Genomic DNA, 19,632 nt, shown 5'->3' on the forward strand with positions numbered 1-19,632 from the left:
GCGCGGTGTAAATGGCCGCGAAATGTCGGAGGGGTACGGCACGATGGTGCCGTTCTGGAAGGGGTGATGATGGAAATCGCGATCGAGGCAGACGGCCTCGTCAAGAAATACGGCTCCGTGGTGGCCCTCGACGGCCTAGATCTTTCGGTGCCGCAGGGCACGGTGATGGGCCTGCTGGGGCCCAACGGGGCCGGTAAGACCACCGCGGTGCGGGTGTTCACGACGCTGCTCAAGCCCGACGCGGGCCGCGCCCGGGTGGCCGGCCTCGACGTGGTCGCCGACGCCCGCCGGCTGCGCGGCATGATCGGCCTCTCGGGGCAGTACGCGGCGGTCGACGAGCACCTCACCGGCTTCGAAAACCTCGACATGGTGGGCCGCCTCTACGGCTTCACGGCGAAGGCGAGCCGGTCGCGGGCGCGCGAGCTGCTGGCGCGTTTCGACCTGGAGGAGGCCGCCGACCGCCCGGTAAAGGGCTACTCGGGCGGCATGCGGCGCCGGCTCGACCTGGCCGGTGCGCTTGTCGCGCAGCCGCCGGTGCTGTTCCTCGACGAGCCGACCACCGGCCTCGACCCGCGCAGCCGCCTCGACGTGTGGGATCTGATCTCCGAGCTCGTGGCGGCCGGCAGCACGCTGCTGCTCACCACGCAGTACCTGGAGGAGGCCGACCAGCTGGCCAGCCGGATCGCCGTGATCGACCACGGCAAGGTGATCGCGCTCGGCACCTCCGACGACCTCAAGGCACAGGTCGGCGGCGAGCGGCTGGAGCTGACCGTCAGTACGCCGGCCGACATCTCGAGCGCCACCGCGGTGCTCTCCCCCCTCGCCTCCGGCGAGATCACCGTCGACGAGACGGCCCGCCGCCTCACCGTCCCCGTGACCGGTGGCGCGTCCGCGCTGATGGAGAGCCTGCGCCGGCTCGACGCCGAGGCGGTCAAGGTGCTCGACGTGGGGCTGCGCCGCCCGAGCCTCGACGACGTGTTCCTGACGCTGACCGGCCACGCCGCCGAGGAGGAGCAGTCGTGACCACCGAGTCCGTGATGGCCAACCCGACCCTCAAGCCGCTGCGCGACGGCATCACCGTCGCCCGGCGCAATCTCATCAAGATCAAGCGAGTGCCCGACCTGCTGGTCTTCTCCACGCTCTCGCCCATCATGTTCGTGCTGCTGTTCGCCTACGTGTTCGGCAGCGCGATCGACGTGCCCGGCGTCTCCTACCGCGAATACCTGATGGCCGGCATCTTCACCCAGACGGTGCTCTTCGGCTCGACGCTCACCGGCTACGGCCTGGCCGACGACATCCAGAAGGGCATCGTCGACCGCTTCCGCTCGCTGCCGATGGCCCGCTCGGCGCTGCTCGTCGGCCGCACCACCAGCGACCTGGCCAACAACATCATCGTCATCATCGTGATGTCGCTGACCGGCCTGGTCGTCGGCTGGCGCATCCACTCGTCGGTGCTGGAGGCGCTGGGCGGCTTCGCGCTGCTGCTGCTGTTCGCGTACGCGTTCTCGTGGGTCTTCGCCGTGGTCGGCCTCTCGGTGCGCAGCCCCGAGGTGGTCAACAACGCCAGCTTCATCTTCATCTTCCCGCTGACGTTCATCGCCAACACCTTCGTGGGCGTGACCGACCTGCCGGGGCCGCTGAAGGCGTTCGCGGAGTGGAACCCTGTGTCCGCGGTGACGCAGGCGGCGCGGGAGCTGTTCGGCAACACCAATCCGGCCGTGCCCCAGCCGGATGCCTGGCCCCTTCAGCACCCGGTGATCACCAGCCTTGCCTGGGTCGCGGTGCTGTTGGCGATCTCGGTGCCGCTGGCGGTCAACCGCTACAAGAAGGCCGCCTCGCGGTAGGGCCTTCGCACGACTGGAACACCAGTGCTGTTATCCGAGCGGTTTGACAGCACTGGTGTTCCAGTCGTCGCGACTTTCCGCTCACGATCATCGCCGCGCGCGGGCCGGCCATCGCCAGGCGCGGGCCAGCCATCGCGGGCGCGCGGGCCAGCCACCGCGGGCGCGCGGGCCAGCCATCGCCGGGCGCGCGGGCCAGCCTCAGGGCCAGCGGTCGTCCGGATGTGGCGGGCGGTAGGGGTCCGGGGCGGCTGGGCCGCGGCGTGGCCGACGCTCGCCCGGCACGTAGCGCTCGCCGTCCGGATCGCCCGCCGCGTAGCGCTCGCCGCGCGGCGGGGCGTATCGGGCGTCCCGCGGAGGCTGGCCGGCCCCGGTCTGCGCGCCGACCCCGCTCTGTGCGGCGTCGTCGCGCGGGCCCGCGGGCGCGCGGCGCTGAGCCGGCGGGCGGCGCTCCGGCGCCTGCTCCCCCACGCGCGGCCGCCCACCCGGGCCACCGCGCGGATCACGCACGCCCGGAGCGCCCCGGCCCACCGACGGCGCCGGGTATTGGTCGTCAGTGGTGCCGCGCCCACGTGCGGGGCGAGCGGCCGCCGGCGGCCTGTCCGGCTCCCGGCCGGCAGGGCGGTAGACCCTCTCGGACGCGTCACCACGACCCGACGCCCTGTCCGGCTCCCGCCCGGCAGGACGGTAGACCCTCTCCGACGCCTCACCACGACCCGGCGCCGCCCGCCGGCCAGCCGGCTCCCGGTCGGGCGGACGGTAGAGCCTGTCGGGCGCGTCGCCGCGATTCGGCGCCGCCCGGCGGGCGGCCGGCGGCGGAGGTCCCGCGGCCCTGGCGCCGCCTGGGCGGGTCCGCGCGCCGGCGCCCAGGGCGGCGCGGCGTTCGGCCAGGGCGGCCCGGCGGGCGCGCACGACGGCGCGTCTGCGGCCGGCCGCCAGCAGCATCACGAGCACTATCGCCACCAACGCGACCGTCAGGCCGATCACGGCGGCCGAGGACGAGCCCGGCACCCCGTCCGCGGGGCGGGCGGCGCCCTCGGCCGCCGTGGCCGCGCCGTCGGGGGTGGGTGTCGGCTCGGGGTCCAGCTCGCCGGGGTCGACGAGGCGGCCGACCGAGGCGCCGGCCGGCAACGCGAAGCCCCAGTCGAGCAGCTTGCCGGTCTGCTCGGACGCGCGGATCGGCCGCGCCTCGGCGCCGAGCACCGCGGCCACCAGCGTGCGGTCGCCGCGCTTGGCGGCGCCGACGAACGAGTGGCGGGCCAGCGTCGTGAAGCCGCTCTTGCCGCCCAGCGCGCCGGGGTACTTCTGCAACAGGCCGTTGTCGTTCTGGATCTGGAAGCCGCGCGTGTCCTTGGGCGGTTGGGGCGGGATCTTCGCCGTGCGCGCCGCCACGTACTTGCGGAAGTCGGGCATCGCGAACGCGGCGCGGGCGATCAGCACCAGGTCGTACGCGCTGGTGAACTGCCCCGCCCCGTCGAGCCCCGAGGGCGTGACCGCGTGGGTCTGTAGGGCGCCCAGGCGGCGGGCCTCGGCGTTCATCATGGCGACGCCGCCGGCCCGGCCCTTGTCACCGCCGCCGACGCGGGCCAGCACGTTGGCGGCGTCGTTGCCGGAGTCGAAGAGCAGGCCGTACCAGAGCGTTTCGATCGGGTACTTGCCGCCTTCGAGCAGGCCGACCGCGGAGCTGCCGCTCTCGATGTCGAGGTCGCCGCGCGTCACTTGCACGACCTGCTTGGGGTCGAGCTTGGGGATCATCGTGGCGGCCAGCAGCACCTTCTGCACGCTCGCCGGCGTCTGGTATCCGTGCGCGTCGCACGCCCCGAGGACCTGGCCGGTGTCCAGGTCGGCGACCAGCCACGTGCTGGCGGTGAGCTTCGGCGGCGCGGGCGCGCCGGCGGGGATCGCGAGGCCGGTGGTGGCGAGCGCCTCGCCGCCGACCCGCGCGTTGGCCGGGTCGAGGGCGGGCGCCTTCGGCTTGGGCGGGCGCTTTGGGGGCGGCGAGAGCTTTTCGGTGGGGCACGGCACCGCCGGGGCAGCCTTCGCGACCGGCCCCACCGCCTCGGCTGGCCCGGCCTTCGCGACCGGCCTCACCACCGGCGCCGCCTTCGCGACCGGCGCGTCCTCCGCGAGCGGCGCGGCCACCGCGAGCGGCGCGGCCACCGCGACCGGGGCCGCAGCGGCGACCGGGGCGGCCATGGCGACCGGCGCGGGTCCCAACACGGCCGCGAGCACCGAGCCAACCAATGCCGCGACCAGGACCCGTCCGTTCATCGCGATCAGGCTAGCCAAACAGAGGAGTCCTCGCATCCCCCGGTGGCGCTGAGCCGCGAATCAGGGCCGGCCGCGCTCAGAGCCCGGCCGCGCTCAGGCCAGGAGCGAGCGCAGCTCCGCGTCGAGGTCGACGTATCCGCCCTCGCGGCCGCGCGGCACGATCGCGAGCATATCGGCCGCGAACCGGCACAGCGGCAGCCGCGGCAGGTCGATGCCGAGCACGTCGCGGCCGTTGCGCAGCACCACGCTCACCACGGTGCCGCCGGGCTGTAGGCCGACCAGCACATCGCCCTGCCCGGCCGTGCCGGTCAGGCCCGCGATCAGCAGGTCGCGCGCGAACACCCAGCACGACGCCGCCGTCGCGTCGGCGCTGACGATCAAGTGGACCGCGTACGGGTCGTCCGCGGCATAGCCCAGCCCGACGCTGACCCTGCCGTCCACCGTCGCCGAATACGCATGGCCCTCCAGGAGCTGCCATGCCGAGCGCTTCGTCGCCAACCCATCCTCCTCGTCGAAGACCTTATATGTACGTTGGCAACAGCGCTTCGGTTGAACCCGAAAAGACACATAGGCAAAACCGAGCGTGACCGGGGGCACACGCGCACAGGATGGTCACCCGGAACGCGGACCCGAGGTGGCAGTCTGGAGGTCATGCGGACGCGCACCGATCTTGTCGAAGACCTCATGAGCCGGTTCCCGCACATCCCGCGGGAGGCCGTGCTCAAGGAAGATCTGCTCCGCGGGGGCATGGCGTTCGACGAGTCGGTGCTCACCGACGGTGACGACGGCGAGGTCAAGCCGAAGTCGTACTTCATCTTCTCCTTCGACCACCGCACGCTCCCCGAGCTCGGCGCCGCCGCCCTGCGCCGCCCGCCGGAGGAGGTCGTGCTCACCGGTGGGCCCTACGAGCTGCGCCGCACCGTGGTGTCCGTGCGGGTCAACCCGGACTCCCCGTACCGCGTGATGGCGGGCGACGACGGCGTGGCGCGCCTGCACCTCGACGGCCGGCCGATCGCGGACGTCGGGCTCCCGCCGATGCCCGACTACTACCGCCACACCCTCGCCAACGGCAAGTCGGTGATGGAGGTGGCGCCCACGATCCAGTGGGGCTACCTGATCTACCTGACGGTCTTCCGGGTGTGCCAGTACTTCGGCGCCAAGGAGGAGTGCCAGTACTGCGACATCAACCACAACTGGCGGCAGCACAAGGCGGCGGGCCGGCCGTACACGGGCGTGAAGCCGGTCGAGGAGGTGCTCGAGGCTCTCGCGATCATCGACCGTTACGACACGGCCGGCACCTCCCACGCGTACACGCTGACCGGCGGCAGCGTGACGTCCAAGGTGGACGGTCTCGCGGAGGCCGACTTCTACGGGCGCTACGCCAAGGCGATCGAGGAGCGCTTCCCGGGCCGGTGGATCGGCAAGGTGGTGGCCCAGGCGCTGCCCCGCGCCGACGTGCAGCGCTTCCGCGACTACGGCGTGCAGATCTACCACCCCAACTACGAGGTGTGGGACAAGCGGCTCTTCGAGCTCTACTGCCCCGGCAAGGAGCGGTACGTGGGGCGCGAGGAGTGGCACCGCCGCATCCTCGAGTCGGCCGAGGTCTTCGGGCCGCGCAACGTGATCCCCAACTTCGTCGCCGGCATCGAGATGGCCGAGCCGTTCGGCTTCACCACGGTCGACGAGGCGATCGCGTCGACGACGGAGGGCCTCCAGTACTTCATGTCCCGCGGCATCCTCCCCCGCTTCACCACCTGGTGTCCGGAACCGACCACGCCGCTTGGCCGCACCAACCCGCACGGCGCGCCGCTGGAGTACCACATCCGGCTGCTCGAGACGTACCGCGCGACGATGGAGGCCAACGGCCTGTCGACTCCACCCGGGTACGGCCCGCCGGGCGCCGGCAACGCGGTGTTCTCGGTCAGCTCCTTCATGGACACGCTGCCGGCCGACGCGCCCGTGTCGGCGTGACAGTCCTCGTCTTCTCCCGGACCACGGGGTTTCGCCACGCCTCGATACCGGCGGGAATCGAGACGTTTCAGCAGCTGGCCGGCGACGTCGAGGCCACCGAGGACCCGGCCGCCCTGGAGCGCCTCGACGAGTTCGCCGCCGTCGTCTTCCTCAACACCAACGGCGAGGTGCTCACCGGCGCCGGGCGGGCGGCCCTGGAAAGGTTCGTGCGGGGCGGCGGCGGCTTCCTCGGCGTGCACTCGGCGGCGGCGACCGAGTACGACTGGCCGTTCTACGGTGAGCTCGTCGGCGCGTGGTTCGACCGGCACCCTGCCGTGCAGCCCGCCACGATCACCGTGTCCGATCCAGATCACCCGGCAACCGACCATCTCCCGACGGCGTGGGCGCGGGTCGACGAGTGGTACGACTTCCGCTCCCGGCCGGACGCGCGGGTGCTGCTGCGGGTCGACGAGTCGACGTACGAGGGCGGTGGCATGGGCGCCGACCACCCGGTCGCGTGGTGCCACGAGCGGCTCGGCGGCCGGTCCTTCTACACCGCGCTCGGCCACACGATCGAGTCCTACGCCGAGCCGGCATTTCGGCGACATCTCTCGAAAGCACTGCGCTGGGTAACTAACATATCCACGCATGGGCATTGATGAGAGAACATCTCGACGGGCCTTCATCGCGTCCGCGTCGGCGGCCGCCGCTGTGCCATTGATCGGTGCGGCGGCCCCGGCGTCGGCCGGCGGCCACGGGACACCACCCGGGCCGGGCCGCCCCATCCACCCCCAACGGCCGAGCCGCGCCCTCCGGGCACTGCTCGACGACATCGACCGCCGCCGCATCGAGGCCACCGTGCGCCGCCTCGTCGCGTTCGGCACCCGCCACACCCTTTCCAGCCAGGACGACCCCGTCCGCGGTATCGGCGCCGCGCGGGACTGGATCTTCGACCAGCTCAGCGGGTACGCCGCGGCGTCCGGCGGCCGGATGACCGTGGAGAAGCAGTCGTACACGCAGGAGCCAGGCCCGCGCATCCCGGTGCCGACGGTGATCAGCAACGTGCTGGCCACGCTGCGCGGCACCGTCTCCCCCGAGCGGGTGTACGTGATCTCGGGCCACTACGACTCGCGCGTCAGCGACGTGCTCAACGCGACCGCCGACTCCCCCGGCGCCAACGACGACGCGTCCGGCGTGGCGGTGGTGATGGAGCTCGCCCGGCTCTTCGCCACCCGGCCGACCGCGGCCACGCTCGTCTTCACCGCGGTCGCCGGTGAGGAGCAGGGCCTGTTCGGCTCGGCGTTCCAGGCACGGCAGTACAAGGCGGCCGGCACCGACGTCCAGGGCATGTTCAGCAACGACATCATCGGCAGCAGCCTCGCCGACGACGGCACCCGCGACCCGCGCACGATCCGGCTCTTCGCCGAGGGCGTGCCGACCGCGGAGACGCCGGCCGAGGCCACGGTGCGGCAATCAGTGGGCGGTGAAAACGATTCGCCTTCACGCCAGCTCGCCCGCTTCGTGCAAGACGTGGCGGAAAACGACGCGACCGGAATGGACGTCCGCATCATCTATCGCCGCGACCGCTATTTGCGCGGCAGCGACCACATCTCGTACCTCCAGCAGGGTTACCCGGCGGCCCGCTTCACCGAGCCGAACGAGGATTTCCGCCACCAGCACCAGGACGTGCGCGTCGAGGACGGCGTGCAGTTCGGCGACCTGCCCGAATTCTGCGACTTCGGCTTCATCACGCGGGTCGCCAAGGTCAACGGCGCCGCGCTGTGGTCGCTGGCCAACGGCCCCGGCACACCCAAGGGCGTCAACATCCTCACCGCCGCGCTCACCAACGACACGACTTTGCGCTGGCAGCGGGGCACGGATCCGGATCTCGCCGGGTACGAGGTGGTGTGGCGGGAGACGACCGCGCCCGAGTGGACGCACGTGATCCCGGTCGGCGACGTCACCACGGCCACGATCGACCTGTCGAAGGACAACGTGTTCTTCGGCGTGCGGGCGGTGGACCGGGCAGGTCTGCGGAGCCCGGTCGCTTTCCCCACACCCGCGTCCAGCTGACTCGGGCGGTTCCGACCGATTCGGTCAGTTCCCCTTTCTTTGGTGCTTTCCGGCCGCGCGAAATGCGCGGCCGGACCCATTTCTCCCACGCGCCGAGAATCATGTTTCCGACAGACCGCGCTCTTCCCAACCGGATCCCCAAAGCGATCATTGACGGCCGTTAAGATGACGCGCAATTCACCGCTGTGTTACGGATCGATTGCCATCTGTACGTACGGGGCGCGGTGAGCGACGTGCGGCGACGTTGCCGCATCCGTGCGGTGGGTGGCGCCTCGGCGCCGCGGCGAGCGAGGTGGCTGAGTGATTCGGGTCCTCCTGGGCCAGCGGGGCCGGTTGGTCCGCGAGGCGCTGTCGGCGGTCATGGCCTCGGCCGACGACCTCGAGGTCGTGGCCGAGCTGTCCCGCGCCGACGAGGTATTGCCGACCGCCCGCCGCGACCGGCCGCACGTGGCGGTGCTCGACGTGGCGCTGCCCGGTCCGGTCGCCGTGGCCGACCTGTGCCCGACGCTGTGCGCCGCGCTGCCCGCGTGCGGGGTGCTGATCCTGCTCGACCGCCAGTCCGGCGCGGGCGTCGGCCGCTCGCTGGCCCGCCTGGCGCCCCGGGTCGGCTTCCTGGGCACCGAGACCTCGCCGTACGACCTGGTCGAGAGCGTGCGCCAGCTGGCCCGCGGCGAGCCGGTGCTCGACGCCGAGGTGGCCGTCGCCGCGCTCACCGCCGACGAAAACCCGCTGACCGACCGCGAGTGCGAGGTGCTCCGCATGGCACTTGACGGCGCCCCGGCCAAGGAGATCGCGCAACGGCTATACCTGAGCGCCGGGACGGTGCGTAACTACCTGTCCCGCATCCTCGCCAAGACCGGCGCCCGCACCCGCATCGAGGCGATCCGCATCGCCCAGGACTCCGGCTGGATCTGACGGGTCGGCCGCGGACCAGTGGCCGACCAGCTCGCGGTAGAGCGGCGACGTGGCCAGCAGTGCCTCGTGGTCGCCGAGCGCGGCGCCGGTGCCGTCGAGCACGAGCACCCGCCGCGCCCGAAACGCGGAGCTGATGCGGTGGGCGATCACGATGAGCGTCCCCTCCCGGGCCGCGAACGCCTCCTCCGCCACCCGCTCGGCCGCCGGGTCGAGGTGGCAGGTCGCCTCGTCGAGCACCGCGATCGGTGCCGGCGAGAGATAAGCGCGGGCCAGCGCGAGCTGCTGCCGCTCCCCCGCCGACAGCTCGGCCGGGCGCAGGTCGGCGTCGAGTCCGCCGAGGCGGGCGACCAGCCCGGCCGCGCCGACCGCCGCCGCGGCCGCCTCGACGTCGGCGGTGGACGCCGAAGGGCGCAGGTAGGTGAGGTTGTCCCGGACGGTGCCGGCGAACGCGTACGCCTCCTGCGGGATCAGCACGCGCGCCGGCTCCGGCAGGTCGACCGCCGCGCACCCGCCCACGAGCACCGTGCCGGCGCCGGGCCGGAGCAGGCCGCACACCAGGCCGGCCAGCGTGGACTTGCCGATGCCGCTCGGGCCGACGACCGCGAGGTGGTCGCCCTCGGGCAGGTCGAGGTCGAGGGCGCGGAGCACCGGCTCGGCGTGCGGCCCGTAGGCGAACGTGACGCCGCGCAGCGCCACCGCGTACCCGCGCGGGGTGGCCGCCCGGTGCGGCGGCGGTGGCTGGTCGGCGGCGTCCAGGACGCGGCTGAGCGTCACCACGAAGCGCAGGCCGCTGCCGCCGAGCCCGTTGAAGAGGCGGCCCAGGGCCGGCTGGAGTCCGAAGAGGACGTAGGTCAGCCCACCCAGGACGGCGCCGGCGGTCACGCCGTTGCCGACCAGCCACGGTCCGGCGGCGAGGACGACGATCAGCGGGACCCAGCCGCCGAACACGAAACAGAGCGTGCGGAGCACCGACACCCACGCGAGGCCGCGCTCGGCGGCCGCCTGGTCGGCGATCGGGCCGCTGACCATCGCGGCCGCGTGGTCCTCGGCGCCCCGCGCGGCGATGTCGCGGGTGGCGGCGAGCACCGAGCCGGTGGTGGTGGCCAGGCGCTCGTCGGCGCGGACGGCGGTGCGGTAGCGGTCGGCGGCGAGCCCGAGCGTCGCCACGAACGCGAGGCACCCCAGCAGGAACGGGGGCAGGATCAGCAGCGCGATCAGCGGCGCGATCGAGAGCAGGCCGGCGACGGCGCCGACGACCGTGACGAGGAAGCCGCGGCAGACCACGATCAGCCCGGCGTACGTGTCGCGGACGGTCTCCACCTGCCGGGTCAGCCGCGCCACCGCGCCGTCGTCCGCCCGCCCGGCCGCCCCGGCCCGCAGCGCGCCCTTGACCACGCGGCGGACGAGGTCGTCGCGGACCGGCTCGACGAGGTCGCTGAGGGCGCGGAAGACCTGCCGCGCGCCGACCGCGCCGGCCAGGCCGGAGACCAGGAGGACGCCCAGCCAGGCCATCCCGACCATGGGGCGGCCGGCGAGGAAGCCGTCGTCGACCGCGCGCGCGACGGCGAGGCCGAGCACCGCCGACGGGAGCGCCTCGGGCACCGACCACGCGACGAGCGCCAGCGAGGGCCGCCGTCGCAGACCCGCGACCGCGTACCTCAGCTCCCGCTTCATCGCGCCCTCCGCTCCGCGCCGTGGCTCACTGGAACACCTCGCGGTACTCCGGGTCGGCCCACAGGTCGGCGTGGCGACCCACCGCCCGCACCCGACCCTCGGCCAGCCACACGACAAGGTCGGCGCGGCCCGCGGTGGCGGCGCGGTGGGTGACGACCAATCTGGTACGGCCGGCGCCCGACCCGGTCAACGCGGCCGCGATCCGCACCTCGGTCGCGGTGTCCACACTGGACGTGGCGTCGTCGAGTACGAGCAGCCGGTCGGCGTGCCAGGCGCGGGCGAGGCCGAGCCGCTGCGCCTCGCCACCGGACATGGGCGCCTCGTCGAGCGGCGTGTCGTATCCCTCGGGGAGCCGGCTGACGAACTCGTGCGCGTGCGTGGCGTGCGCCGCCGCGCGTACCCGGTCGCGGGGAAGCCCGAGCCCGACGGCGTCGGCGACCGTGCCGCCCACCAGGACCGGCCGTTCGAAGGCGCAGCCGACCGCCGCGCGCAGCGCGGGGCGGCTGAGCTCGGCCAGCGGCACGCCGTCGAGGAGCACGCGGCCGGAGTCGGGGTCGCGCAGGCGGGCGGCGAGCGCGGCGAGCACCGACTTGCCCGCCCCGGAACGGCCGACCACCGCGACGGTCGCGCCGCCGGGCACCATCAGGTCGACTCCGTGGAGCAGCGCGGCGCCGTCGTCGCCCCGGGCCGTGACCCCTTGGAACTCCACGGTGCCCGGCCCGTCCGGCACAGTGGACTGTCCATGCTGGACGGCGGGGGTGTCGAGGATCTCGGCCGCCCGCCGGACGCCGGCCCGGGAGCGGGCCAGCCGGCCGAGCACACCGGTGAGGGTGCTGAGCCCGGCGCCGATGGTCGCGTACCGGCTGGCGGCGAAGAGCTCCCCGGCGCTGATCCGCCCGTCGGAGAGCGCGAGGCCGCCGGCGGCGAGCACGGCGATCAGGATGAGCGGCCCGACGACCGCCGCCTGCGCGCTGGCGCGGGCCAGCACCCGCCAGGTGTCCGCGCCGTGCCGGTGCAGCTCGTCGAGGGGTTCGAGGATCCGCCGCTCCTCACGGTCGACCGTGCCGGCGGCGGCGATGGTGCGCGCGCCGACGAGGGACTCGGTGAGGCGGGCGGAGATGCGGCCCTGGGTCCGCTGGTACGCCGCGACGGCCCGCGTCGTCTGCTGCGTGAACGCCCGCAGCACGAGGGCGACGAGCGCGAGCCCCGCGAGCAGGACCACGGCCAGCCAGGGGTCGATGAGGGCCAGCAACACCAGCGCGCCGGCCGGCGGAAGCAAAGCGGTCGCGGCCGAGACGAGGGCGACGCCAGCCTGCCCGGCCTCGGCGGCGTTTCCGGAGACCCGGCTGACGAGGTCGCCGTTGTCGAAGACCCGCCCGACGCGCGGCCCGACCGCGAGGGTGTGCCGGATCAACCAGCCGCGCAGCCACGCGGTGGCGCCCGCGGCGCTGGCGGTGCCCGCGTACGCGCCGGCGATCTCGATGGCCATGCTCAGCAGCACGAGCCCGCACGCGACGAGCACCCACCGCCCGCTCGAGGCGTCCGCTCCGCCCGCGACGATGGCGTCGATCGCCCGGCCCAGCACCGCCGGCAGAGTCAGGGTGACCGCGGCGCCGGCCACCGCGGCGAGCGCCATGACCGGGAGCCACGCCCCACCTTTCCGGCCGACCGTGGCGAGCGTCGCCGTCACATAGACTCCCTTCCAGCGCCACGGCCCCGGGCGACCGACATTCGTCCGGGACCGTGGCTTCAGCGGAGCTGCTGGATCAGTTGTGGCAAAGCAGCAGGCTCAGGTTGCTCTCGTGGCACAGGGTGAGGCTGACGTTGCTGGGCGGGCAGCTGGCGCTCGCGCTGCTGCCGTGGCCGCCGCCGTCGCCGCCGGTCTCGAAAGCCTTGGTCTCCATCGCCTGAAGGTCGAGCAGTGCCATGGTGGTTCCTCCCTCTAACTGGGTGTTACCTGTCCCGCACCGGTCGGTGCGGGAGACTGTGGGGCGGTGCGCCGCGCGCTGGGGTGCAGCAGCGGCGCGTGCACCGGTTCGCCGTGCAGCGCGGCGCCGAGCGCCAGCAGCACGCCGGCGGTGCCGGTGGCGAGGTCCATCGAAAGGCGCATGAGCGTGGTGCCTGGGAAGGCGAAGCCGTCGCCGTACGGCACGGCGTGCCAGCCCATGTTGCGCACCTGCGTGGCCACGCGCGGGTCGGTGGCCGGATCGGGGCTGCGGCTCGCCAGGTAGAGCAGCGTGCCGGCGCGGCCGTTGAAGAGGCCGGGGAAGACGTACAGCTTGGACTCGGCGGCCAGTTCGGCGCCCCGGGCCGCCGCGGCGAACTCCTCGTCGTCCCGCCGGGCCAGGTACTCGTCGAGCACCAGCCCGACGCCCACGCTGCCCACGTCGAGGTACGGCATCGTGCGCCAGTCTTCGTTGACGTGCAGCTCGCCGGTGTCGCGGGTCATGCAGCGGCGAAGATCCTGCCGCAGGGCCACGGCGGCGTGGTCGAGGTACGCGGGGTCGCCGGTGTCGTCGTAGGCGCGCAGCAGCAGCAACGCCGGACCCGAAGAACCCTGCATCAGCCCCGCGTGCGGGTGCTTTCCGCCGCTGATCTCCGGCACGGAGTCGACCGGGCCCAGCCGCTCGGCGACGAGCTCGGCGGCCCGGTGCGCGGCGACCCGCAGCGCCGGCTCGCCGGTGTGGTCGGCGAAGTGCAGCAGGTTGAGCCCGATGCCCGCCAGGCCGCCCTGCAAGTCCAACCCGAGCGACTGCCAGTCTTCGCGCAGGCACATGTCGATCGCCTCGAGCGCCGCCTGGCGGTGGCCGAGGTGGTCCAGGACGAACGCGACGCCGTGCAGCCCGTCGTAGAGGCCGGGCGTGGTGCCGCTTTCCGGGCTGCCGGCCTTGGCGAGCAGCCACTGCTCTAGCTCCTCGTGGCGGCCGGCACCGGTGACCGACAGCGCGTACAGGACACCGGCGGCGCCGTACGCCATGTTGATCCCGCCGCCGGCCGAGAACTGCCGGACGTCGCCCGGGAACAGGCGGTCGTCGCGGTCGGGCGTGGCGCTGGCGAGGATCGCCCGGGTGAGGTCGTCGCGCAGCCGCGGCCATTCGACGTGCCAGGGTGGCGGCGCCGGCGCGCCGGGCGCGATCACCTCGGCGCCCTCCTCCAGGAACTCCCGCGGCACCGGATAGTGCTCGGCGACGACCTCCACGTGGTGGCGCACCTTCGGCCGGTGGATCCACACCATGTTGCTCAGCGGGAGGAAGAGCGCGAAGCGCAGGCAGGCCAGGCCGTACCGGTCGACGTCCAGTCCCTTCGTGCCGCGCGGCGCGCTGAAGCCCTGGTTGCCGAGCGCCGGCCAGGTCGCCTGCTCGACCGGCGCGGCCACCTCGAAGTCGAGGAGGTACACCCTGTCGTCCTCGGTGACCATCACGTTGTGCATGTGCATGTCGCCGTAGACGACGCCCCGCTCGTTGATGCCGCGGATCGTCTCGGACACCTGCGCGAAGATGCCGAGTGCCCACTCGGCGTACTCCGCCGTCTCCGCCTCGCCGGCGTTGATTTTGGTGAGCGGGAAGCGCCGCACGACGGCCCGGCTCAGCGACACCGCGTCGACGTACTCCATCGCCAGGAAGCGGTGCTCGCCGACCCAGAAGAGGTCGAGCACCTCGGGGACACCGGGGACGCCGGCGAGGCGGCGCAGCACGTCGTACTCCCACTCGACGCGGTGTGCCGCGTCCTCGCCGCGACCGTCGATGCCGGCGTGCGGCCGGCCCTCCTTGAGCACGACGGGCCGGCCGGTCGCCTTCTCCGTGCCGGCGTAGACGCCGCCGCCGTTGGAGAAGTGCAGCACGCGCTCGATCTCGTACGGCAGGTCGGCGACGCTGACCGCGTTGCGGGCGGCGAGGTGCGGCGCGAGGAAGTCGGGCAGCGTCACCCACTCCGGCACGTAGAACACCGGGTCGCGGCGGTCCGGCACCAGGGTGCCGGTCGCGTCGGCGATCGCCGGCACGACCGAGCCGTCCGGTGCGACGCAGTAGCGGCGGCTGAACGCGCCGTACCGCACATGCAGCGGGCCGGCGCCCCAGCGCAGGTCGCTGAGGATGTACGGGTTGGGCTCGCCGTCGAGCAGCTCGCCCAGCTCGCGCAGGATGGTGTGGCAGGCGTCGTCGTCGGCGGGGTAGATCGTGACGAGCTTGCCGCTGTAGCCGCGGGGCGCGTACTTGGTGACGCGGCCGACGAGCGCGCTCGGCGAGAGGAGGAACTTGAAGTTGATGCCGCGCGGCATGCAGTAGTCCCAGACGGTGTCGAGGATCTTGTCCGCGTTGCTCAGGGTGGCGGATACGTGGATCTTCCAGCCCTGGTCCGGGAGGTCGCTCTGGTCACACAGGAACGTCCACCAGTCACCCGACTCTTTGCGGGTCCAGCCGTCGGCGAGGGGGCGGTCGGCGGTGCGAAACGGTGCCTTCTTGGCGGCGTGGTGGACGTCGTAGAACAACGGACTCGCCGCGCAGAACGCTTCGTATCGATAGTCCATCCGGCCACTCGCCTTCGTTCCTTCGTATTGGTGATGCTCATCCTGACGACTGAGGTGGGCCTCTCCTAGTGCCCACCGTCACGTCTGCCAAATGAGGAAGGCGGCACCTACGTATGCGTATTTCACATGTCGATAGTGGCAATACCTATCGCGGCTATAGGCCTTTGTCGATCAGATCCAACCTGATTCCTGCGCGATACGCACGGCTTCGATGCGCGTGCGCGCGCCCACCTTCGCCACCACTCGGGACAGGTAGTTGCGCACGGTGCCGGGCGAGAGATGCAGCCGGGCCGCGATGTCCTTGGCCGGCGAACCGGTCGCCGCGATCTCCAGGATCTCGGCCTCGCGGTCGGTCAGCGGGTTCTTCCGGTTGAGCGCCGCGGCCGCCAACCGAGCGTCGGCGACCGCCTCACCGCGGGCCAGCCGCCGCACCCCGTCGACGACCCGCTGCGGTGCGACCTGGTCGCCCAGAAACCCGCACGGCTGCGCCTGATGGCGTACGGCCAACGCGAGCCGCCGCGCCTGCTTGTGCGAGGCGAGGACGAGCGCCGGGCACGGAAGACAGGGGGTGCGGCGCTCACCCGCCATCACGCCGAGGTCGGTCACGACCACGTCGGGCCGGAGCGACCGGATGAGGGCCGCGGCGTCGTCGCCGCCGTCCCCCTCACCCACCACGTGGATGTCGTCCTGCGCTGACAGGACGAACGCGAGCGCTCCCCGAACGAGCGCTCCATCGAGGATCAGCAATGTCCGGATCACGGTTACTCTTTAGCACACGATCATGACGGCCGCTTGACGAGTGCCCTTACCGCGACTTTTCTCCCCGTTACCCCGTAGTTCTCGAGGCGCGTTTCACGCTGAATGAAACCCCTATTCACCCACTCACTTCGAGATCGTGACCCACGGGAGGATGGCCGTCCGGCTATCATGCCGGCCCGGCGATTACCGCTCGAAACTGAGCTGCCAATCAGTAAACGGCGGAGGGCCCCGGGTGACCGCACCCCGGGGCCCCTCTCGCCGAACGCGCCTACTCGTAGGCGATCGCTTGCAGGACGTTCAGCCGGGCGGCGCGCCAGGCCGGCCACAGCGCGGCAAGGACGCCCGCGACCACGGCGACCACCACGAAGACGATCAGGCTGACCCACGGGATCGCGACCACGGTGAGGAAGTCGCGCTCGATCAGGGCCGACGACAGCGCGGCACCGAGCCCCACCCCGACGATGATCCCGAGCAGGCAGCCGAACACCGCCATCACCACCGACTCCGTAGCCACCATGCGCATCACGCCGCGCCGGTTGAGCCCGACCGCGCGGAGCAGGCCCAGCTCGCGGGTCCGCTCGAAGATGCTCAGCAGCAACGTGTTGAGGATGCCGAGCAGCGCGATGAGGATGGCCACGCCCAGCAGCACGTAGATGATGCCGAGCGCGATGTCGACGAAGCTGTTGAACTCCTCCAGCAGGCTGGACCGGTCGCCCACCGTCACCAGTGGATAGTCGGCCATGACGCGCTCGATGTCGGCGACCACCGCGTCGGTGTTCGCGCCCTGGTCGAGGCTGACGTAGCCCTGGTAGGCCAGCGGGCCGCCGAAGCTGGCCACGGCCGCCTTGGGCACGATCATCGAGTCGGTCCAGATCGGCGTGGACTCGTAGACGCCGATCAGGCGGTACGGCTGCTCGCCGCCCTTGTCGAACTGGACCGGGACGCTCTGGCCGACCTCCCAGCCACGCGACTTGAACGTGTTTTCGTCGGTGACGAACTCGCCCGGCTGGAGCGTGCGCAGCTCGCCCTCGACCGCCTTCATCGAGAACATGTCCCGGCCCACGGCGAGGTCGTCCATCGCCAGCACGCCGCCGAACGGCGCGCTGCCGCCGTCCACCTTCGACTCGATCGACACGTAGAAGGGCTGGGCCTGGTCGACGCCGGGCACGGCCCGCACGTTGTCCAGGGCCTTCTCCGGGAAGCCGACCTCGCCGGGCGGGCCGGCGGTGTTGCTGGTCTGGATGATGACCTCGGCGCCGACGGAGGCGTTGATGGTCTGGTCGATCGTCTTGGTGAACGACTCGCCCAGCACGGTCGCCGCGCTCACCAGCGTCACCCCGATCATCAGGGCGGCGGCGGTGACCGCGGTGCGGCGCGGGTTGCGCAGCGCGTTGCGCACGCCGAGGCGGCCGCTCATGCCCCAGCCGACCGCCCGGCCGATCAGCCCCGCGATCGGCTTGGTCAGCAGCGGCGACATGATCACCACGCCGAGGAACGTGAGCAGCGAGCCGAACAGCAGCGGGGTGAGCGACGAGCCGACCAGGCCGAGCACCAGCAGCGCGACGCCCGGCACCGCGAACACGAGGCCGACGATGGTGAGCACCTTCAGCGGCTTGTCCGGGCGGGACACCTCGCGCATCGCCGCGAGCGGCGGCACCGCCGAGGCGCGGATCGCCGGGACGAACGCGGAGACGACCGTGACCGTGACGCCCACGAGGTACGCGAGGATCACCGGCGTGGCGCTCACCGTGATGCCGGCCCCGGGCAGCTGGGCGCCGATGAGCGCGGTCAGCGCGGCGCTGCCGGCGAGGCCGAGCCCGATGCCGGCGAGCAGGCCGAGCGTGGAGCCGACCACGCCCACGAGCACCGCCTCGATCAGCACCGAGCCGGTCACCTGTCCCCAACTCGCCCCCATCGCGCGGAACAGGGCCAGCTCCGAGGCGCGCTGGGCGACCAGGATGTTGAACGTGTTGAAGATCAGGAAGATGCCGACCAGCAGCGCCACGATCGCGAACGGACCGAAGAAGTACGTGGTGAGCTGCGAGAGCCCCGCCTGCACGTCGTTGGCCGCGTCCTCGTTGGCCTGCTCGCCGGTCTTCGCCTCGAACCCGGTCGGCACGATCGGCGCCACCTGCTCGCGCAGCTGCTCCTGGGTCACGCCGTCGCGCGCGGAGAGCAGAGCCGAGGAGAAGAGCCCCTCCTGCCCGTAGAACGTGCGCTGGGCGAAGGACTGCTCGAAGAGAACGAGCGTCTCGCCGGCCAGCGACTCGCGGTCGCCGTCGTAGACCGCGATGCCGGTGATGGTGAACTCGCGCGCCTCGTTCACCTCGGGCAGGTAGACCTTGAGGCGGTCGCCGGTCTTCGAGTGGGTCTGCTCCGCCGTGTACCGCGTGATCGCGACCTCGGTGTCCGACGACGGCCAGCGGCCGTCGGCGAGCTCGACAAGGGCGAGCTCGTCGTCGCTGTTGCGCGAGCCGCCGATCTGCGGCGCGCCGGACGTGGTGACCGGCTTGCCATCCTGCCGGTCGAACGGGATCACGCCGAGCGCGCTCACGTCGCCGTAGACCGCCCGCGCGCCGGGCAGCGCGGCCATCGCGTCGATCTGCGCCTGAGTGATCTTGGGCAGCGGGTCCTGGTCCTGGCCGTCTTCGGTGAGCGCCACCTGGACGTCGACGTGCTGGTTGATGTTCGTGAAGAGCCGCTCGAAGCGGGCGCCCAGCGAGTCGGTGAGCACGAACGCGCCGGACAGGAACGACACGCCCAGCACGATCGCCACGATCGCGAGCGTGAGCCGCAGCTTGCGCGAGAAGAGGCTCTTGAGGCTGGCCCGCAACATCACGCGCCGCCCGTCGTCACGTCGAGGTGCTTGAGCTTGTCGAGCACGCCCTCGGCGGTGGGCTCGGCCATCTCGTCGACGATGTGGCCGTCGGCGAGGAAGATGACCCGGTCCGCGTACGAGGCGGCGTTGGGGTCGTGGGTGACCATCACGATGGTCTGCCCGAAGTCGCGCACCGAGTTGCGCAGGAAGCCGAGCACCTCGGCGCCGGAGCGGGAGTCGAGGTTTCCGGTCGGCTCGTCGGCGAAGACCACGTCCGGCCGCGACACCAGCGCCCGCGCGCACGCCACCCGCTGCTGCTGGCCGCCGGAGAGCTGGCTGGGCCGGTGGCCGAGCCGGTCGCCGAGGTTGACGGTGGTGATCACCGTCTTGTACCAGTCGGGGTCGGGCTTGCGGCCGGCGATGGAGAGCGGCAGCAGGATGTTTTCCTCGGCGGTGAGCGTCGGCAGCAGGTTGAACTGCTGGAAGATGAAGCCCACCCGGTCGCGGCGCAGCTTCGTCAGGCCGCTGTCGCCGAGCCCGGTGATCTGCGTGTCACCGATGAAGGCCTGCCCCCGGCTGAGCGCGTCGAGCCCGGCGAGGCAGTGCATGAGCGTCGACTTGCCCGAGCCGGACGGACCCATGATCGCGGTGAAGCGGCCCTTTTCGAGCTCGACGCTCACGCCGCGAAGCGCGATCACCTGCGCCTCGCCGCTGCCGTATACCTTCCACGCGTCGACCGCTCGGGCGGCGATTTCCGTGGTCGTTGTCGTCATGCCACACACCGTAAGGGCAGACGACCGCCGATC

14 protein-coding genes and 1 pseudogene are annotated in these 19,632 nt (G+C 72.4%); 6 read left to right on the top strand and 9 right to left on the bottom strand.

The genetic code is table 11. From position 1 onward, the window contains the following. Nucleotides 1-69: 69 nt before the first annotated feature. Both AC5L36_RS10920 and AC5L36_RS10925 read left to right on the top strand, forming a co-directional pair. Nucleotides 70-1,023 carry an ATP-binding cassette domain-containing protein gene (locus AC5L36_RS10920; RefSeq protein WP_441214844.1) on the top strand — a complete coding sequence of 318 codons (954 nt, stop codon included), beginning with the start codon at nt 70-72 and terminating at the stop codon, nt 1,021-1,023. Continuing rightward, the gene (locus tag AC5L36_RS10925) at nt 1,020-1,844 is read left to right on the top strand and encodes an ABC transporter permease (RefSeq protein WP_441214845.1); all 825 of its coding nucleotides are present in this window, start codon (nt 1,020-1,022) and stop codon (nt 1,842-1,844) included. Before AC5L36_RS10920 ends, AC5L36_RS10925 begins: the two co-directional genes overlap by 4 nt. A 900-nt stretch (nt 1,845-2,744) precedes the next feature. On the opposite strand, the pseudogene AC5L36_RS10930 reads toward AC5L36_RS10925, so the two are convergent. Continuing rightward, a pseudogene (locus AC5L36_RS10930) lies at nt 2,745-4,037 on the bottom strand (D-alanyl-D-alanine carboxypeptidase family protein); the annotation flags it as partial. 168 nt (nt 4,038-4,205) lie between these two features. Further along, nucleotides 4,206-4,610, bottom strand: coding sequence for an SsgA family sporulation/cell division regulator (locus AC5L36_RS10935; RefSeq protein WP_441214846.1), 405 nt, complete (start codon nt 4,608-4,610; stop codon nt 4,206-4,208). A gap of 153 nt (nt 4,611-4,763) precedes the next feature. Here AC5L36_RS10935 and AC5L36_RS10940 point away from each other — a divergent pair, with 153 nt between their 5' ends. The 4 genes from AC5L36_RS10940 (at nt 4,764) to AC5L36_RS10955 (ending at nt 9,050) form a co-directional block, all read left to right on the top strand. Further along, nucleotides 4,764-6,083 carry a radical SAM protein gene (locus tag AC5L36_RS10940; protein ID WP_441214847.1) on the top strand — a complete coding sequence of 440 codons (1,320 nt, stop codon included), beginning with the start codon at nt 4,764-4,766 and terminating at the stop codon, nt 6,081-6,083. Next, nucleotides 6,080-6,721 (top strand): ThuA domain-containing protein, encoded by a 642-nt coding sequence (locus AC5L36_RS10945; RefSeq protein WP_441214848.1) that lies wholly within the window; start codon nt 6,080-6,082, stop codon nt 6,719-6,721. The genes AC5L36_RS10940 and AC5L36_RS10945 overlap by 4 nt, the downstream gene beginning before the upstream one ends. Continuing rightward, nucleotides 6,711-8,135, top strand: a complete 1,425-nt coding sequence (locus tag AC5L36_RS10950) for a M28 family peptidase (protein ID WP_441214849.1) — start codon at nt 6,711-6,713, stop codon at nt 8,133-8,135. Before AC5L36_RS10945 ends, AC5L36_RS10950 begins: the two co-directional genes overlap by 11 nt. Before the next feature lie 300 nt (nt 8,136-8,435). Continuing rightward, entirely contained in the window at nt 8,436-9,050 is a 615-nt protein-coding gene (locus AC5L36_RS10955; RefSeq protein ID WP_441214850.1) for a response regulator transcription factor, read from the top strand. Here AC5L36_RS10955 and AC5L36_RS10960 read toward each other — a convergent pair. The 7 genes from AC5L36_RS10960 to AC5L36_RS10990 all read right to left on the bottom strand — a co-directional run bounded on the left by AC5L36_RS10960 (nt 8,937) and on the right by AC5L36_RS10990 (nt 19,599). After that, on the bottom strand, nt 8,937-10,724 hold the full coding sequence (locus AC5L36_RS10960; RefSeq protein ID WP_441214851.1) for an ATP-binding cassette domain-containing protein: 1,788 nt from the start codon (nt 10,722-10,724) through the stop codon (nt 8,937-8,939). The two genes, AC5L36_RS10955 and AC5L36_RS10960, sit on opposite strands and share 114 nt — an antisense overlap. A 25-nt stretch (nt 10,725-10,749) precedes the next feature. Then, nucleotides 10,750-12,414 (bottom strand): ABC transporter ATP-binding protein, encoded by a 1,665-nt coding sequence (locus AC5L36_RS10965; RefSeq protein ID WP_441214852.1) that lies wholly within the window; start codon nt 12,412-12,414, stop codon nt 10,750-10,752. A 76-nt stretch (nt 12,415-12,490) separates the two neighbouring features. Further along, nucleotides 12,491-12,652, bottom strand: coding sequence for a SapB/AmfS family lanthipeptide (locus AC5L36_RS10970; RefSeq protein ID WP_441214853.1), 162 nt, complete (start codon nt 12,650-12,652; stop codon nt 12,491-12,493). Nucleotides 12,653-12,666: 14 nt separating this feature from the next. Continuing rightward, nucleotides 12,667-15,249 carry a class III lanthionine synthetase LanKC gene (gene lanKC / locus AC5L36_RS10975; RefSeq protein ID WP_441214854.1) on the bottom strand — a complete coding sequence of 861 codons (2,583 nt, stop codon included), beginning with the start codon at nt 15,247-15,249 and terminating at the stop codon, nt 12,667-12,669. Between the two features lie 171 nt (nt 15,250-15,420). Continuing rightward, a complete protein-coding gene (locus AC5L36_RS10980) occupies nt 15,421-16,008 on the bottom strand; it encodes a response regulator transcription factor (RefSeq protein WP_441214855.1) in 588 nt (195 codons plus the stop codon). 268 nt (nt 16,009-16,276) lie between these two features. Next, a complete protein-coding gene (locus AC5L36_RS10985) occupies nt 16,277-18,844 on the bottom strand; it encodes an ABC transporter permease (RefSeq protein WP_441214959.1) in 2,568 nt (855 codons plus the stop codon). Further along, entirely contained in the window at nt 18,844-19,599 is a 756-nt protein-coding gene (locus AC5L36_RS10990; protein WP_441214856.1) for an ABC transporter ATP-binding protein, read from the bottom strand. The genes AC5L36_RS10985 and AC5L36_RS10990 overlap by 1 nt, the downstream gene beginning before the upstream one ends. Between the last annotated feature and the right edge of the window lie 33 nt (nt 19,600-19,632).

The sequence above is a fragment of the Phytohabitans sp. LZ39 genome (assembly GCF_059359075.1).